General features: G+C 67.2%; 12 protein-coding genes. 9 read left to right on the top strand and 3 right to left on the bottom strand.

The window, feature by feature from the left end:
- Positions 1 to 5: 5 nt before the first annotated feature.
- The 7 genes from gspD (at position 6) to ACSVDO_RS03020 (ending at position 7,864) form a co-directional block, all read left to right on the top strand.
- Positions 6 to 2,288, top strand: a complete 2,283-nt coding sequence (gene gspD, locus ACSVDO_RS03050) for a type II secretion system secretin GspD (RefSeq protein ID WP_489594857.1) — start codon at positions 6 to 8, stop codon at positions 2,286 to 2,288.
- Positions 2,289 to 2,292: 4 nt separating this feature from the next.
- Positions 2,293 to 3,654, top strand: a complete 1,362-nt coding sequence (locus ACSVDO_RS03045) for a GspE/PulE family protein (protein WP_489594856.1) — start codon at positions 2,293 to 2,295, stop codon at positions 3,652 to 3,654.
- Between the two features lie 92 nt (positions 3,655 to 3,746).
- Complete coding sequence (locus ACSVDO_RS03040) at positions 3,747 to 4,037, top strand: hypothetical protein (RefSeq protein ID WP_489594855.1); 291 nt, start codon at positions 3,747 to 3,749, stop codon at positions 4,035 to 4,037.
- A 103-nt stretch (positions 4,038 to 4,140) separates the two neighbouring features.
- A complete protein-coding gene (locus ACSVDO_RS03035; RefSeq protein WP_332533947.1) occupies positions 4,141 to 5,145 on the top strand; it encodes an LLM class flavin-dependent oxidoreductase in 1,005 nt (334 codons plus the stop codon).
- A gap of 107 nt (positions 5,146 to 5,252) precedes the next feature.
- Positions 5,253 to 6,479 carry a type II secretion system inner membrane protein GspF gene (gene gspF, locus ACSVDO_RS03030; RefSeq protein ID WP_489594854.1) on the top strand — a complete coding sequence of 409 codons (1,227 nt, stop codon included), beginning with the start codon at positions 5,253 to 5,255 and terminating at the stop codon, positions 6,477 to 6,479.
- An 11-nt stretch (positions 6,480 to 6,490) separates the two neighbouring features.
- The gene (locus ACSVDO_RS03025; RefSeq protein WP_489594853.1) at positions 6,491 to 7,438 is read left to right on the top strand and encodes a 5'-nucleotidase; all 948 of its coding nucleotides are present in this window, start codon (positions 6,491 to 6,493) and stop codon (positions 7,436 to 7,438) included.
- Positions 7,439 to 7,486: 48 nt separating this feature from the next.
- A complete protein-coding gene (locus ACSVDO_RS03020; protein ID WP_489594852.1) occupies positions 7,487 to 7,864 on the top strand; it encodes an EF-hand domain-containing protein in 378 nt (125 codons plus the stop codon).
- 192 nt (positions 7,865 to 8,056) lie between these two features.
- Here the strand turns inward: ACSVDO_RS03020 and ACSVDO_RS03015 are convergent, their stop codons facing one another.
- From ACSVDO_RS03015 to ACSVDO_RS03005, 3 genes are all read right to left on the bottom strand, one after another.
- Complete coding sequence (locus ACSVDO_RS03015; RefSeq protein ID WP_332533943.1) at positions 8,057 to 8,488, bottom strand: hypothetical protein; 432 nt, start codon at positions 8,486 to 8,488, stop codon at positions 8,057 to 8,059.
- Positions 8,489 to 8,656: 168 nt separating this feature from the next.
- Positions 8,657 to 9,148, bottom strand: coding sequence for a cyanophycin metabolism-associated DUF1854 family protein (locus ACSVDO_RS03010; protein ID WP_489594851.1), 492 nt, complete (start codon positions 9,146 to 9,148; stop codon positions 8,657 to 8,659).
- A gap of 3 nt (positions 9,149 to 9,151) precedes the next feature.
- Entirely contained in the window at positions 9,152 to 11,449 is a 2,298-nt protein-coding gene (locus ACSVDO_RS03005; RefSeq protein ID WP_489594850.1) for a cyanophycin metabolism-associated ABC transporter, read from the bottom strand.
- A gap of 205 nt (positions 11,450 to 11,654) precedes the next feature.
- Between ACSVDO_RS03005 and ACSVDO_RS03000 the strand changes: the two genes are divergently transcribed.
- Together ACSVDO_RS03000 and cphA are read left to right on the top strand one after the other, a co-directional pair.
- Complete coding sequence (locus ACSVDO_RS03000) at positions 11,655 to 13,826, top strand: cyanophycin synthetase (RefSeq protein WP_489594849.1); 2,172 nt, start codon at positions 11,655 to 11,657, stop codon at positions 13,824 to 13,826.
- 71 nt (positions 13,827 to 13,897) lie between these two features.
- On the top strand, positions 13,898 to 16,483 hold the full coding sequence (gene cphA, locus ACSVDO_RS02995) for a cyanophycin synthetase (protein ID WP_332533939.1): 2,586 nt from the start codon (positions 13,898 to 13,900) through the stop codon (positions 16,481 to 16,483).
- Positions 16,484 to 16,495: the final 12 nt, after the last annotated feature.

The following is a 16,495-nucleotide window of genomic DNA, read 5'->3' as shown; positions in this document are numbered from 1 at the left end:
ATTCCATGACGTTCATCACTGCACGCCGCTTGCGCGTCGCCCTCCACTCCCTCGCCGCCGCGGCCACGCTGGCCTGTGCCGGCGTTTCCGCGCAGACCGCGCCCCGCAGCAAAGAACCGGTGACGCTCAATTTCTCCGGTGCCGAGATCGAGGCCGTGGCCCGCTCCATGGCGACCATCACCGGGCGCAACGTGGTGGTCGACCCGCGCGTCAAGGGAACGATGACGCTGATCAGCGAGAAGCCGCTGGCCCCGGCCCAGGCCTTCCAGCAGTTCCTCGCGGCGCTGCGGCTGCAGGGCTTCACGGTAGTCGAGGCCGCAGGCCTCTACAAGGTCATTCCCGAAGCCGACGCCAAGCTCCAGTCGGGCAATGTCGCCGTGTCCCAGGGCGGACGTGGCGGCTCGCCGGCCGGCGGCCAGATCGTGACGCAGATCTTCAAGCTCAACTTCGAGACCGCCGCCAACCTGGTGCCCGTGCTGCGGCCGCTGATCAGCCCGAACAACACCATCAACGTGAACCCGGGCAACAACTCGCTGGTCATCACCGATTACGCCGACAACGTGCAGCGCCTGGCGCGCATCGTCGCCGCGATGGACGTGTCGAATGCCACCGACATCGAAGTGATTCCGCTGCAGCACGCGGTGGCTTCCGAAATGGCAGTACTGGTGAGCCGGCTGATCGAAGGCGGCAGCGCAGGCGCGGTGCCCGGCGCCGTGGCCCAGGGCCAGACGGACACGGGTTTCAAGACCACGCTCATGGCCGAGCCGCGCAGCAACGCGCTGGTGGTGCGCGCCTCCAATCCCGCGCGCCTGGCCCAGGTGCGCTCGCTGATCGCGCGCCTCGACCAGCCCGCGTATGCCAGCTCGGCCGCGGCCAGCGGCAACATCCATGTGGTCTATCTGAAGAACGCCGATGCGGTGACGCTGGCGACGACGCTGCGCGCGGCCATGGCCAGCGACGGCGGCGTCGGCAGCCAGGCCGCGGGCGGCAATGCGGCGGCCAGCTCTGGCGGCGGCATGCGCACCACCGGCCTGGGCAACACCTCCACCAGCCAGACCAGCAGCGCCAGCGGCCTGTCGGGCAGCAGCACCAGCAGCGGCCTGGGCACGGACAGCGGCAGCCTGGGCAGCAGCAACCAACCTTCGACCGGCGGCCAGATCCAGGCCGATCCTTCGACCAATTCGCTGATCATCAGCGCCTCGCCGCCGGTCTATCGCCAGCTGCGCGCGGTCATCGACCAGCTTGACGGCCGCCGTGCCCAGGTGCTGGTCGAAAGCCTGATTGTCGAAGTCACGGCCAACAAGCTGGCCCAGTTCGGCGTGCAGTGGCAGTCGCTGCTGGGCAACAACGGCAGCACCATGGGCGTGATCGGCACCAACTCTGGTACCAGCGGCGCCAATATCCTGGGCGTGACCGCGGGACTCGCCGGTGGCGCGACCACGGCCGCAACCGCGCTGGGCAACCTCGGCGCCGGCCTGAACTTCGGCATCGCGCCGCGCATCAACGGTAAATACTATCTCGGCGCACTCGCCAACTTCCTGCAGAACAGCGGCGACGCCAACGTGCTGTCGACGCCCAATCTGATGACGCTGGACAACGAGGAAGCCAAGATTATCATCGGCAACAACGTGCCTTTCGTGACCGGCTCCTACGCGAGCACCACCGGCACCTCGGGCGTGAGCCCGTTCACCACCGTTGAGCGCAAGGACGTGGGCCTGATGCTGCGCGTGCGCCCGCAGATCAACGAGAACGGCACGGTGAAGATGTCGGTCTACCAGGAGGTCTCGAAGATCGACAGCTCGACGCTCAAGGACACCAACGGCCCGACCACCAGCAAGCGCTCGATCGAGTCGAACGTGCTGGTCGAGGACGGCAGCATCATCGTGCTCGGCGGATTGCTGCAGGACGACTACTCGCAGGCCGAGGACAAGGTGCCGCTGTTCGGCGACATTCCGGGCCTGGGCAACCTGTTCCGCAGCGAGAACCGCGCGCGCAAGAAGACCAACCTGATGGTGTTCCTGCGCCCCGTGGTGGTGCGCGACGCGGCCGCGGCCGATGCGCTGATGACCGACCGCTACGAAGTCATTCGCGCGGCGCAGCAGGGCCTGCAGCCGCAGCCCAGCACCATTCTCAACAGCGTCTCGGGCGCTCCCGTGCTGCCCGCGCTGCAGCCCGGCGGCCCGGCCCAGCCGCTGGCCACCGTGCCGTTCGCGCCCGAGGCGCCCAAGCCCGCGCGGCCGCGCATCGTGCCCCTCACCGACACCGACGACGCCTACAGCGCGCCCTGATTCCATGCGTTATCCCCTGCCCTACGCCTATGCCCGCAGCGCGCAGCTGCTGCTCGAGGACGACGGCCAGCAGCCCGTGCTGTGGCACGGCCCTGCGCCCGACTTCCAGGCGCTGTCCGAAGTGCAGCGCAAATACGCCGTGCCGCAGTGGCAGGCGATTGACGCCGGCCAGCTCGCGCAGCGCATCAGCGCCGCCTACGCCCAGGGCGAGTCGAACGCCGCGCGCGTGGTCAGCGAAGTCGAATCCGACGCCGATCTGTCGCGCATGATGCAGGACCTGCCCGCCGTGGAAGACCTGCTGGAAACCGCCGACGACGCGCCCATCATCCGCATGCTCAACGCGCTGCTGACCCAGGCCGCGCGCGACGGCGCCAGCGACATCCACATCGAGCCCTACGAACGCCATTCGAGCGTGCGGTTTCGCGTCGACGGCGACCTGCGCGAGGTGGTGCAGCCCAACCGTGCGCTGCATGCGGCGCTGATCTCGCGGCTGAAGATCATGGCCGACCTCGACATTTCGGAAAAGCGCCTGCCGCAGGACGGGCGCATCAGCCTGCGCCTGGGCACGCGCGCCATCGACGTGCGCGTCTCCACGCTGCCCAGCGCCCATGGCGAGCGCGCCGTGCTGCGTCTGCTCGACAAGAGCGGCTCCAAGCTCACGCTCGAGTCGGTGGGCATGCAGGGCGAGACGCTGGAGCGCATCGAGTCGCTGATACGCCAGCCGCACGGCATCATCCTGGTCACCGGCCCCACGGGCTCGGGCAAGACCACGACGCTGTACGCGGCGCTGCAGCGCCTGGACGCATCCAGCGGCAACATCATGACGGTCGAGGACCCCATTGAGTACGAGCTCGCGGGCATAGGCCAGACCCAGGTCAACTCCAAGATCGATCTGACCTTTGCCAAGGCCTTGCGCGCCATCCTGCGCCAGGATCCGGACGTGATCATGATCGGCGAAATCCGCGATTTCGAGACCGCGCAGATCGCGATCCAGGCCTCGCTGACCGGCCACCTGGTTCTGGCCACGCTGCACACCAATGACGCACCCAGCGCCGTGACGCGCCTGATCGACATGGGGGTGGAGCCTTTCCTGCTGAGCAGCTCGCTGCTGGGCGTGCTGGCCCAGCGGCTGGTGCGCAAGATAGACAAGTCCGAGCCCAGCGGCTACAAGGGCCGCACCGGCGTGTTCGAGCTGCTGGTGGTCGACGACGCGATCCGCAGCCAGATCCACAGCCAGGCCAGCGAAGCCGATATCCGCGCCGCGGCGCTGGCCAGCGGCATGACGCTGATGCGCGACGACGGCGAACGCCTGGTGCGCTCGGGAATCACCACGCCCGAAGAGGTGCTGCGCGTGACGCGCGACTGACGCAGCGGGGCGCGGCGCTGGGCCGGCTTGCCGGAAACTAGCAACCGCGTGCCGGACTGCAGGGCATTGTTTCAGCGGCGACAATGTTCGCCATGATGCAAACCCTGAGCACCTGGAGCGCGCCCTACGGCGGCGAGACTTTCCTTTTGTTGGCCCTGCTGGCGATTGCCAGCTACGGGCTGCTTTTGTTTTACAAGCCCCGGCTGTCGGAGACCCAGCTGCGCCGCTGCATAAGGCTGGCCGCGCTGATCGCGCTGCCGCTGTCCTTCGTGGCCATGGAAATGGGCAGCAACAACATCGGCATTGCCGTGCTGTCCTTCATCTGGTGCATTGTGGTGGGGATCACCTGCAAGAACGAAATCACCCGGCGCTACACCCCTTGATAGTGGCGCGTTCACCCGCATCTTCGGATGCTGGGGCAGCCACAAGCCACGTTGATCGGCTTGCGGCCATGTGACCCCTTCGGCCCAACGAAAGACCCACTGCATGCTGAAAAACCTCCAAGACATCCGCCTTTCCCTGTTGGATCTCGTCGCCGTGCGCGAAGGAGGCAGCGTGGGCCAGGCCCTGGAAATCGCGCTGCGCACCGCGCAAAAGGCCGAGGAACTGGGCTTTGCGCGCTACTGGCTCGCCGAGCACCACAACATGCCGGGCATCGCGAGTTCCGCGACGGCCGTGCTGATCGGCCATATCGCCGGCGGCACCAAGAGCATTCGTGTGGGTTCGGGCGGCGTGATGCTGCCCAACCATGCACCGCTGGTCGTGGCCGAAGCCTTCGGCACGCTGGCCGAACTCTATCCAGGCCGCATCGACCTGGGCCTGGGCCGTGCGCCCGGCACCGACGGCCCGACGATGCGCGCGCTGCGCCGCGACCGCGTCGAGACCGAACAGGACTTCCCGCGCGACGTCGCCGAGCTGCAGCAGCTGCTGGGCCCGGCCACACCGGGCCAGCGCATCATTGCGATGCCGGGCGCGGGCACCAATGTGCCTATCTGGCTGCTGGGCTCCAGCCTGTTCTCGGCCCAGCTCGCCGCGCACATGGGCCTGCCCTACGCATTTGCCTCGCATTTCGCGCCGCGCATGCTGCACCAGGCGCTCGACATGTACCGCGAACTGTTCCGACCTTCGGCAACGCTGGCCAAGCCCTATGCGATCGTCGGCGTGCCCGTGGTCGCCGCGCCCACCGACGAGGAAGCGCAATTTCTCGCCAGCAGCACCCAGCAGCGCATCCTGGGCATTCTCACCGGCAACCGCTCGCGGCTGCAGCCGCCGGTCGAGAACTACGCCGCCCAGCTTTCGCCGTCGGAAGCCGCGGCCATCAACGACTTCCTGCGTGCCGGCGTGATCGGCAGCCGGGACACCGTGCGCAGCCACTTCCAGGCGCTGGCACAGTCCACCCAGGCCGACGAGTTCATGCTGGTCAGCGATGTCTTCGACCCCGATCTGCGCCTGCGTTCGCTCGAAATCGCGGCCCAGGCGATGGCCGGCTGACAGCCGCGCGCGCCGCGGCAGCGCCGGCGCGGCAATGGCGCACACACAGCGTCATCGCCAGCGGCTAATATGTGCTGAATTCCTTTCGCCCGCCCTGCCTGTTTCCCATGCCTGCTTTTTCCTACGAAGCCCTCGACGCCCAGGGCGCCTCCCGCAAGGGCACGCTCGAGGCCGACAACACCAAGTCGGCGCGCAATCTGCTGCGTTCCCAGGCGCTGGTGCCGCTGTCCGTCGTTCCGCTGGGGTCGGGCGCGGCGCCCGGCGCCGAGCTGACATGGCAGGAACGCTGGTTCACGCGGCCGGTGTTCAATGCGAGCGCGCTCGCGGTCTGGACGCGCCAGCTGTCCGGCCTCGTGACTTCGGGCCTGCCGCTGGAGCGTGCGCTCAGCGCGCTGGCCGATGAAGCCGAAGACCAGCGCCAGCACCACCTGCTGGCCACGCTGCGCGCCGAAGTCAATGCGGGCTCCACTTTTTCGCGCGCGCTGCAGCAGCATCCGCGCGAATTCTCCGAAATCTATTGCGCGGTGATTGGCGCGGGCGAGTCGAGCGGCAGCCTGGGACTGGTGCTGGCCAGCCTGGCCGATGACCTCGAGGCACGCCAGGCGCTGCAATCCAAGCTGATAGGCGCATCGCTCTATCCGGCCATCGTGTCGCTGGTGGCCATCGTCATCGTGCTGTTTCTGGTGAGCTATGTCGTGCCCCAGGTGGCGGGCGTGTTCGTCGGCACCAAGCGCCAGCTGCCCATGCTGACCGTGGCCCTGCTCGCGATCAGCGATTTCGTGCGCGAATATGGCTGGCTGATGCTGGGCGTGCTGGTGCTGGGCGCGCTCGCCGCGCGCCAGATGCTGCGCAACCCGGCGACGCGCGAGCGCTTCGACGCCGCCTGGCTGCGCCTGCCGTTGATCGGCCGCCTGGCGCGCAGCTACAACGCCGCGCGCTTTGCAAGCACGCTGGCCATGCTCGCGGGCGCGGGCGTGCCGATTCTCAAGGCCTTGCAGGCCGCGGCCGAAACGCTGGGCAACCGCGCGCTGCGCGCCGACGCTCTGGACGCGCTGGTGCTGGTGCGCGAAGGCGCGCCGCTGGCCTCGGCCCTGGCCAAGAAACGCTTTCCCGGCCTGCTGGCGATGTTCGCCCGGCTGGGCGAGCAGACCGGCCAGTTGCCCGTGATGCTGCAGCGCGCCGCCGTGCAGCTGTCGACCGAAGTCCAGCGCCGCGCAATGCACCTGGCAACCATTCTCGAGCCGCTGCTGATTGTGGTCATGGGCCTGGTCGTGATGCTGATAGTGCTCGCGGTGCTGATGCCCATCATCGAGCTCAACCAGTTCGTCAAGTAAGCAGGCGCGCCATGTCCGTGACGCTCGAAGACAAACTGGTCGTCGCGATCTCCTCACGCGCGCTGTTCGATTTCGAGGAGGAGAACCGCCTGTTCGAGCGCAGCGACGCCGCCACCTATCTGGAGCTGCAGCGCCAGCGGCTGGAAATCCCGGCGCAGCGCGGCATTGCGTTCTCGCTGGTGCAGAAGCTGCTTGCGTTCAACACGCCCGATGCCCGGCGCGTCGAAGTCGTGATCCTCTCGCGCAACGACCCGGTCAGCGGCCTGCGCGTGTTCCATTCGGCTGAATCGGCGGGCATTGCGCTGCAGCGCGGCGTTTTCACCCAGGGCCGGCCGCCGTTCGGCTATCTGCGTCCGCTGGGCGCGCATCTGTTTCTCTCGGCGAATGCCGACGATGTGACCGAGGCGCTGCGCCTGGGCTACCCCGCAGCCCATGTGTTCACCGATTCCGTGCAGGCCAGCCTGTCGCACCCCAACGAAGTGCGCATCGCTTTCGACGGCGACGCCGTGCTGTTTTCCGACGAAGCCGAGCGCGTGTTCCAGGCCGAAGGGCTGGAAGCCTTCCAGCGCCACGAGACCGACCGCCACGGCCAGCCTCTGCCCGACGGCCCGTTCAAGCCGCTGCTCGCCGCGCTGCACCGGCTGCAGCAGATGGCCGCCGAAGTGCCGGGCATGCGCATCCGCACCGCGCTGGTGACGGCGCGCAGCGCGCCCGCGCACAAGCGCGCGATCCAGACGCTGATGAGCTGGAACATCGCCGTGGACGAAGCAATGTTCCTCGGCGGCCTGAGCAAGGGCGCCTTCCTGCGCGAATTCGAACCCGACTTCTTCTTTGACGACCAGACCGGCCATGTGCGCAATGCGGCGCTGCATGTGCCATCGGGCCATGTGCGCAGCGGCATAGCAGCCAGCCTGCAGGAAACATCTGCAACCAGGCGCAAGCAGTTCGGCCAGGGGTGATTGCGCCGGCCTGGGCGCAGCAGCGCCAGCCATGGCACCATGGTTCGCATGGCAAATTCCTATTTCCCTCTTCTCCTGCGCCAGCGCGCCGCCGGCCTGCTGTGCGGTCTGGTGCTGCTCACGGCCTGCGGCCTGGCGCTGGCGCAGACCCCGGCGCCCGATGCCGCGCCCGCCGAAAGCGCCAACGGCGCTGCGCTGACCAAAGGCGAAATCAAGGCCAGGCGCGATTTCCAGCTGCTGGACTTCAACAAGGACGGCAAGCTCAGCCGCAGCGAAGTCGCGCTGTTTCCGCGCCTGGCCGCGGCCTTCGACACGGCCGATACCGACAAGGACGGCTTTGTGTCCTTCGAGGAAGTCGAAGTGTTTGCGCTGCAATACCGCGCCGAGCGCGCGGCCAAGGCGGCGCAGCAGGCGGACAAGAAGTAATTGCGTTTTTTGCGCGCCGGCCGTTCATGGTTGGACGCGCACTGCCAGGGAAGCTCACCACGAACGGATACGGCGCTTGCAGCCAGCGTGTCACAGCGTAGGGGCACCGAGCAAGGGCCGCCCCGCAGCAAAGGTGCCGTCCCTGGCCGGGCGCCCCTGGCCGGGCGCCCCTGAGCGGCTCAGGGGGGGCTTTTACAATCCCCGCGTGCGCTTGGTCTTGGGCTCGGAGTAGGTCAGCGGCTCGTCCTTGACGATCAGCTTGTTGCGCTCGGCTTCGTCGGTCTGGCTGACCTGCTGGGCCTGGTCCACCACGCGCGCGCTTGCCAGCCACAGCGACTGGAAATGCTCGATCAGCTGCTTGTGGATGGGCTCCTTGGGCGGCTCCTCGACTTCCTCGACCTGCTTTTTCTCTTCGACCGCCGTCCAGTCGCGGTTGCCCTGGTCGGGCGCCGAAGGCTTGTCGGGCTCGCGCACGATCGCGCCTTCGCCCAGGCGGTCGGTGGATTCGATCGCGTTCACGGGGTTGATGGGGCGCACGGGCACGGCACCTGACGCGCCGGTCGAGTACAAATCAGCGCCCGTAGGTCGCCAGGCAGACGATCGATCGACAGGTGTGATTGACATGGTGAATCCTTCGGTGGCTCAAAAGTATGGCGAATGGCGGAAACTTCCCGCCCTCGTACCTTCATCGGCAGCGCCAGCCAAAAATAAAGCAATTTCTGCAAAAAAACCGGTTTTTTTGCAGAAATTTTGCCGAACCCGCCCAAACCCAGAGCCCATCGGCCCCCAGCGCTATAGAAATCGCTCGAGCAGGCGCTGCGAAGGACGGTCCAGCGCCGTGGTGTCGGGCACGGCGAACTGCACGCCGTCGCTGCCCGCGATGCGCAGCCGCGTGCGGCCGTGGAGCTTGCGGATGTCTTCCTCGGCCTTGAGCACCAGTTGCGTCGCGCCGCGGTCGGTGTCGACTTCCCAGGTGCTGGGCGTGGAAAAGCTCGAGACGCTGCGGATCTTGAGGATGGTCGGCACGAACTCGCGGATGGCGAGGTCCTGCTCGATCAGCACGCGCGCGGCCGGCGGCAGCAGGCTCATGTGCGCCACCCACAGCGCTTCCTTGCCGTCGCTGCGCATCAGCGACAGCCCTTCCTCGGGCGCGGCCATGGGAAACGCGCGCACCGGCACCACGCCCACATGCTCGCTGCCGTCGGCCAGCGTCAATACCAGGCAGCCATGGGCGTCGCGCCGCACCTGCAGGTCCAGCGGGGTCATATCCAATGTTTCGGCCATGGTTCAGTCCTTGATCAGCGAGGTTTGCAGCACCAGGCCTGCGGCCTGCGCATCTTCTTCGGCACGCCGCGCCTGGGCTTCGTACAGGCGCCAGTAGGCGCCGCGCAGCGCAATGAGTTCGTCGTGCGGGCCGACTTCGACGATCTCGCCGCGGTCCATGACCACCAGGCGGTCGGCCTTGCGCAGCGTCGACAGGCGGTGGGCAATGGCAATCGTCGTGCGGCCCTGCACCAGATTGTCCAGCGCCTTCTGGATTTCCTTTTCGGTCTCGGTGTCCACGGCCGAAGTCGCTTCATCGAGAATCAGGATGCGCGGGTCGATCAGCAGCGCGCGCGCGATGCTGATGCGCTGGCGCTCGCCGCCCGACAGGCTCTGGCCGCGCTCGCCGACCAGCGAGTCATAGCCCTGGGGCAGGCGCAGGATGAATTCATGCGCATGGGCGGCACGCGCCGCGGCAACGATCTCGGCGCGCGTGGCCTCGGGCTTGCCATAGGCGATGTTCTCGGCAATGGTGCCGAAGAACAGGAACGGCTCCTGCAGCACCAGGCCGATGTTGCGCCGGTAGTCGGACACCGAGATGCGGCGCACGTCGACGCCGTCAAGCTGGATGGAGCCGGCCGAGACGTCGAAGAAGCGGCAGATCAGGTTGACCAGCGTGCTCTTGCCCGAGCCGCTGTGGCCGACCAGGCCAATCATCTCGCCGGGCTTGATGTGCAGGTCCAGGTGCTTGATCACGCTGCGGCTGCCGTAGCGAAAGCCCACGTCCTTCATGGTGATCGCGCCCTGGACCTTGTCCATCTTCACGGGGTTGGCGGGCTGGGGCACGTTGCTCACATGGTCGAGGATGTCGAAGATGCGCTTGGCGCCGGCCGCGGCCTTCTGCGTGACCGAGACAATGCGGCTCATGGAGTCGAGGCGCGTGTAGAAGCGGCCGATGTAGGCGATGAACGCCGTGAGCACACCGACGGTGATCGAGCCGTCGGCCACCAGGTAGATGCCGAAGCCCCAGACGATCAGCAGGCCGATTTCGGTCAGCAGCGTCACCGTGGGAGTGAACAGCGACCAGGTCTTGTTGACCTTGTCGTTGGCCTGCAGGTTGATCTGGTTGGCCTCGTCGAAGCGCGCGGCTTCGCGCTTTTCCTGGGCAAAGGCCTTGACCACGCGGATGCCGGGAATGGTGTCGGCCAGCACATTGGTGACTTCGGACCAGACGCGGTCTATCTTCTCGAAGCCGGTGCGCAGGCGGTCGCGCACGGTGTGGATCATCCAGGCAATGAACGGCAGCGGCACCAGCGTGACCAGCGCCAGCCAGGGGTTGATCGAGAACAGGATCACCGAGGTCATCACGATCATCAGCACGTCGGTGACGAAATCCAGCGCGTTGAGCGACAGAAAGAGGTTGATGCGGTCGGTTTCGGCACCGATGCGCGCCATCAGGTCGCCCGTGCGCTTGCTGCCGTAGTAGTCGAGCGACAGCGTCAGCAGGTGGTTGTAGGTGGTGGTGCGCAGGTTGGCACCTATGCGCTCGGAGACCTTGGCGAGCACGAAGGTGCGCGCCCAGCCCAGCGCCCAGGCGAGCAGCGCCGAGCCCAGCAGCGCGCTCAGGTAGAACGCCACCAGGCTGGAGTCGATCTTCTCGCCGTTCTGGAACGGGATCAGGATCTTGTCCATCAGCGGAATGGTCAGGTAGGGCGCGACCAGCTGGGCGCAGGTGGTGGCCAGCGTCAGGATGAAGCCCAGCAGCAGCTGGCCCTGGTAAGGCTTGGCGAAGCGCCACAGGCGCAGCAGCACCCAGGTCGAGGTCTGGGGCGCCTGCTGGCGCGCGCAGGCCGGGCAGTCGTCGGTATTGGGCGGCAGGGTCGCATGGCACACCGGGCAATGCGCGGTTTCCTCGTCTTCGACCGCGCTGTAGGCCTGCTGGCGCGCGATGCGCTCGCGCTGGCGGTCGAACTGCTGCTGCAGCAGCACCATGGCCGCCTGGTGGCTCAGCGTGACGAACCAGTGCGCCAGGCGCGCGTCATGGTTGTGCAATTCGAGATGCCCGACACCGCCGTGGTCGTGCAGGCGCAGGCTCTGATCGATGGTCAGTGCCCACTCACTCCATTGACGGGTCTTGGGGTCGCAGGCCAGCAACCTTTCTTGCGTCAGGGCCAATAGACCATTGCCAAACTGCAAATCAGCACTCAGGTCAACCGGGACGATGGCTAGAACGTTCTCATCAGAAGCGAGCCTGGCTCGCAGTTCGTCCCCCAGAGGGCCGGCAAAGACTGCCGAGGCGTCCACAGTATGGTGATGTTGCATGTTGAATTATTTTCCTCCGCCGCTGGCGGCTCCAAGAGTCTTACCGACTACCGCATCGGCATGGTAAACGTGGCAGCGCCGGACGCTCGTTACTCATTGCTCAACGCGCGAGCCTTCGATTAGGCTGACAAGCGGCACAATGCCTTTCATTCTTGGGCAGGAATGTGCAATTCCTGTTCTCCCCACCTTCTTACCGCTGAATGACATGGCGAAACTCAACGACATCCAACTCTTGCGTACAACCTTCCTGCGTGGCCCCAGTGTCTGGACCTATAGGCCCGTGCTCGAGGTGTGGCTGGATCTGGGTGAGCTCGAAGAATATCCGTCCAACAAGATTCCCGGCCTCAACGAGCGCCTGACCGCCTGGCTGCCCGACCTGATCGAGCACACCTGCGGCGTCGGCGAGCGCGGCGGCTTCATTCAGCGTCTCGAAGGCGGCACCTGGATGGGCCATGTGCTCGAGCATGTGGTGATCGAGTTGCTGAACCTCGCCGGCCTGCCCGCCGAATTCGGTCAGACACGCGAGATTTCCAAGCCCGGCGTCTACCGCATGGTGTTCCGCTGCCCCGAAGAAGCCGTGGCGCGCGTGGCGCTCGAAATGGGCCACCAGCTGCTGATGGCGGCGATCAACGACCAGCCGTTCGACCTCAAGCCCGCGATCCACGCGATCAAGACCGCGATCAACGACCGCTACCTGGGCCCCTCGACCGGCTGCATCGTCGATGCCGCCAGCGAGCGCCGCATTCCGCATATCCGCCTCAATGACGGCAACCTGGTGCAGCTGGGCTACGGCGCGGCCCAGCGCCGCATCTGGACCGCGGAGTCGGACCAGACCAGTGCCATCGCCGAAGGCATTGCCCAGGACAAGGACTTCACCAAGCGCCTGCTCGCGGCCTGCGGCGTGCCCGTGCCCGAAGGCCAGGTGGTCAACAGCCCCGAGGAAGCCTGGGAAGTCGCGCAGGAAATCGGCACGCCCGTGACCGTCAAGCCGTCCGACGGCAACCACGCACGCGGCGTGACGCTGGAACTGTACGAGGAAGCCGACGTCAAGACCGCTTTCGCGCTGGCCCAGCCCGAAGGCTCGGACGTGATCGTCGAGAAGTTCATCGACGGCGTCGAGCACCGCATCCTGGTGGTCGGCGGCAAGGTCGTTGCCGCGACCAAGGGCGAGACCGTGAGCGTCTACGGCAATGGCACGGCAACGCTGAGCCAGCTGGTCGAAGTGCTCAACCAGGATCCGCGCCGCGGCCCCGAACAGGAATTCCCGCTCGACTGGATCAACCTGCAGGCCGGCGCCGTGAAGCTGGAACTCAACCGCCAGCATGTCGCGCCCGATTCCGTGATTCCCAAGGGCCAGGCGGTGCTGCTGCAGCGCAACGGCAACATGGCGATCGACTGCACCGACGAAGTGCACCCCGATGTCGCGTACTACGCGATCCTGGCGGCGAAGATCGTGGGCCTGGACATCGCGGGCATGGACATGATCCTCAAGGACGTGTCCCAGCCCATGCAGGGCCAGGGCGCCATCCTCGAAGTCAACGCCGGCCCCGGCCTGCTGATGCATCTGAAGCCGACCAACGGCGCGCCGCGCCCCGTGGGCATGGCGATTGCCGACCACCTGTTCCCGCGCAGCGAGGAAGACCGCGATGCGGGCCGGATTCCCGTCGTGGGCATCGTCGGCACGCGTGAAAACGCGTTCATCGCCCGCCTCGTCGGCTGGCTGCTGCAGCTGTCGGGCAAGCGCACCGGCGTGGCCAGCAGCGAAGGCATGTTCCTGGCCAACCGCCAGACGCAGAAGACCGATACCGCCAACTGGGCCGGCGCCCACCGCCTGCTGACCAACCGTCTGGCCGAGGCCGCGGTGATCCAGACCACGCCGCGCTCCATCCTGGAAGAAGGCCTGGCCTATGACCGCTGCCTGATCGGCGTGGTCACCGACATGGACGGCTACGAGACGCTGGCCGACCACGACGTGCTCGAAGCCGGCCAGATGCGCCGCGTGATCCGCACGCAGATCGACGTGGTGCTGAGCCACGGCGCGGGCGTGCTCAATGCCGACCTGGCCGAAGTCGCCGACCTGGCCGAGCTCAGCGACGGCGAAGTGATCCTGTATTCGCTGGACGCCGCCAACCCCGTGGTCGCGGCCCACCGCCAGGACAACGAAGGCGGCCGCGCCGTGCTGGTCAAGGGCAACAATGTGGTGCTGGCCACGGGCGCGCAGGAGCGCGTGCTGGGCACGCTGGACGCGCTCGCGCTGCCCGGCGGCAAGCGCCCCGACACGCCGGCGCTGCTGGCCGCGATCGCCACGGCCTGGGCGCTTGATATCTCGCCCGATCTGATCGGCGCCGGTATCAAGACCTTCGAATACAGCAACTGATTTCACGCAAACCACGACGACATGCATGCCCGGCTGGCCCCACGCCAGCCCGCCATCTGAAAGAACCGACTATGCAGATCACCCGCATCCGCGCCTTGCGTGGCCCGAATCTCTGGACCCGCAGCACCGCCATCGAAGCCATCGTGCAGTGCGAAGACAACGAGCAGTGCTACACCTCGATTGCCGGCTTCGAAGAGAAGCTGCGCGCGCGCTTCCCGACCATCGCGCCGCTGCAGCCGCATGGCGCCGACCAGCGCCTGTCCCTGGCCCATGTGCTCGAAGTCGCGGCGCTGTCGCTGCAGGCCCAGGCCGGCTGCCCGGTCACGTTCAGCCGCACGCATGAGACGCTGGAAAACGGCACCTTCCAGGTGGTCGTCGAGTACACCGAGGAAGCCGTGGGCAAGCTGGCCGTGGAAAAGGCGCTGGAGCTGGTGCAGGCCGCGCTGGCCGATACCGCCTTCGACGCCGAAGCCGCGATCACCGCGCTGCGCGAACTCGATGAAGACGAGCGCATCGGCCCCTCCACTGGCGCCATTGTCGACGCCGCCGTGGCGCGCGGCATTCCGTTTCGCCGCCTGACCTCGGGCTCGCTGGTGCAGCTGGGCTGGGGCGCGAAGGCGCGCCGCATCCAGGCCGCCGAACTCGACAACACCAGCGCCGTGGCCGAATCCATTGCCCAGGACAAGGACCTGACCAAGCGCCTGCTGCACTCGGCCGGCGTTCCCGTGCCGCTGGGCCGCCCGGTCGAATCGATCGATGAAGCCTGGGAAGTCGCGCTTGAAGTCGGCCTGCCGGTCGTGGTCAAGCCCCAGGACGGCAACCAGGGCAAGGGCGTCACGGTCAACCTGACCGAACGCAGCCAGCTCGCCGCGGCCTACGCTTCGGCCGAAAAATACGGCACGGTGATGGTCGAGCGCTTCCTGCCCGGCCATGACTTCCGCCTGCTGGTCGTCGGCGACCAGCTGGTCGCCGCAGCGCGCCGCGAACCGCCCCAGGTGCTGGGCGACGGCCAGCACACGGTGCGCGAACTGGTCGATGCCGTGAACCTCGACCCGCGCCGCGGCTCGGGCCATGGCACGGCGCTGACCAAGATCCGCCTCGACGACATCGCGGTCGCGCATATCGCGGCCGAAGGCCTGACGCCGGACTCCGTGCCCGCCCAGGGCCAGCGCGTGGTACTGCGCAACAACGCCAACCTGTCGACCGGCGGCAGCGCCACCGATGTGACCGATGACGTGCACCCCGAGATCGCGGCGCGCGCCATCGAGGCCGCGCAGACCATTGGCCTGCACATCTGCGGCGTCGATGTGGTCTGCGAAACCATGCTGCGCCCGCTGGAAGAGCAAAACGGCGGCGTGGTCGAAGTCAACGCCGCGCCCGGCCTGCGCATGCACCTCGCGCCCTCGTTCGGCAAGCCGCGCCATGTGGGCGTGCCCATGGTCGACCAGCTGTTCGCCCATGGCCAGGACGGCCGCATTCCCGTGATCGCCGTGACCGGCACCAACGGCAAGACGACCACGGCGCGCATCATCGGCCACCTGTTCGCGGCCCATGGCCTGCGCGTGGGCATGACCAACACCGACGGCGTCTACGTCAACGGCCGCCAGATCGACAGCGGCGACTGCTCGGGCCCGCGCAGCGCACGCAACGTGCTGGCCCACCCCGAAGTCGACGCTGCCGTGCTGGAATGCGCGCGCGGCGGCATTCTGCGCGAAGGCCTGGGCTTTGACCGCTGCCAGGTGGCCGTCGTGACCAATGTGGGCGAAGGCGACCACCTGGGCCTGAATTTCATCACCACCGTCGAGGACCTGGCCGTGCTCAAGCGCGTGATCGTGCAGAACGTCGCGCCCACGGGCTACGGCGTGCTCAACGCCATCGACCCGCATGTCGCGGCCATGGCCAGCGTCTGCCCCGGCAAGATCATCTACTTCGCGGCCGACCGCCACCACCCCGTCATGGCCACGCACCGCGCCCAGGGCAACCGCGTGGTCTATGTCGACGGCGACTCCATCGTTGCCGCCGAAGGCTCGTGGCGCGAGACCATTTCGCTGCGCGACGTGCCGATCACGCGTGCCGGCACCATAGGCTTCCAGGTCGAGAACGTGATGGCCGCAACCGCTGCGGCCTGGGGCGCCAACCTGCCCTGGGAAACCATTCGCCGCGGCCTGTCGGGCTTCGTCAACGACAGCGACAACGCTCCCGGACGCTTCAACGTGATGGACTACCGCGGCGCGACGATCATCGCCGACTACGGCCACAACCCCGACGCGATGCGCGCGCTGGTCCAGGCCGTGGAAGCCATGCCGGCCAAGAAGCGCAGCGTGGTGATCAGCGGCGCGGGCGACCGCCGCGACCAGGACATCAGCGAACAGACCAAGATCCTGGGCCATGCCTTTGACGACGTGATCCTCTACCAGGACGCCTGCCAGCGCGGCCGCGAAGACGGCGAAGTGTTGCGCCTGCTGCAGCAGGGCCTGGCCGGCGCCAGCCGCACCAGCTACGTCACCGAGATCCAGGGCGAGTTCGTCGCCATCGACCACGCGCTCGCGCGCCTGCAGCCCGGCGACCTGTGCCTGGTGCTGATCGACCAGGTGGAACTGGCGCTGGCCCATTTGCAAAAGCATGTGGACGAGGCCGCGGGCAGCGCCGCGCCCTGAACGCCGGCGCGA

The sequence above is a fragment of the Comamonas sp. DB36 genome (assembly GCF_057914905.1).
The sequence above is the reverse complement of the archived record's forward strand: the minus strand, read 5'-3'. Positions and strand labels throughout refer to the sequence as shown.

Coding starts and splice junctions, on each gene's coding strand:
- gspD (WP_489594857.1), top strand. CDS start 6: ATGACGTTCATCACTGCACGCCGCTTGCGCGTCGCCCTCCACTCCCTC.
- ACSVDO_RS03045 (WP_489594856.1), top strand. CDS start 2,293: ATGCGTTATCCCCTGCCCTACGCCTATGCCCGCAGCGCGCAGCTGCTG.
- ACSVDO_RS03040 (WP_489594855.1), top strand. CDS start 3,747: ATGATGCAAACCCTGAGCACCTGGAGCGCGCCCTACGGCGGCGAGACT.
- ACSVDO_RS03035 (WP_332533947.1), top strand. CDS start 4,141: ATGCTGAAAAACCTCCAAGACATCCGCCTTTCCCTGTTGGATCTCGTC.
- gspF (WP_489594854.1), top strand. CDS start 5,253: ATGCCTGCTTTTTCCTACGAAGCCCTCGACGCCCAGGGCGCCTCCCGC.
- ACSVDO_RS03025 (WP_489594853.1), top strand. CDS start 6,491: ATGTCCGTGACGCTCGAAGACAAACTGGTCGTCGCGATCTCCTCACGC.
- ACSVDO_RS03020 (WP_489594852.1), top strand. CDS start 7,487: ATGGCAAATTCCTATTTCCCTCTTCTCCTGCGCCAGCGCGCCGCCGGC.
- ACSVDO_RS03015 (WP_332533943.1), bottom strand. CDS start 8,488: ATGTCAATCACACCTGTCGATCGATCGTCTGCCTGGCGACCTACGGGC.
- ACSVDO_RS03010 (WP_489594851.1), bottom strand. CDS start 9,148: ATGGCCGAAACATTGGATATGACCCCGCTGGACCTGCAGGTGCGGCGC.
- ACSVDO_RS03005 (WP_489594850.1), bottom strand. CDS start 11,449: ATGCAACATCACCATACTGTGGACGCCTCGGCAGTCTTTGCCGGCCCT.
- ACSVDO_RS03000 (WP_489594849.1), top strand. CDS start 11,655: ATGGCGAAACTCAACGACATCCAACTCTTGCGTACAACCTTCCTGCGT.
- cphA (WP_332533939.1), top strand. CDS start 13,898: ATGCAGATCACCCGCATCCGCGCCTTGCGTGGCCCGAATCTCTGGACC.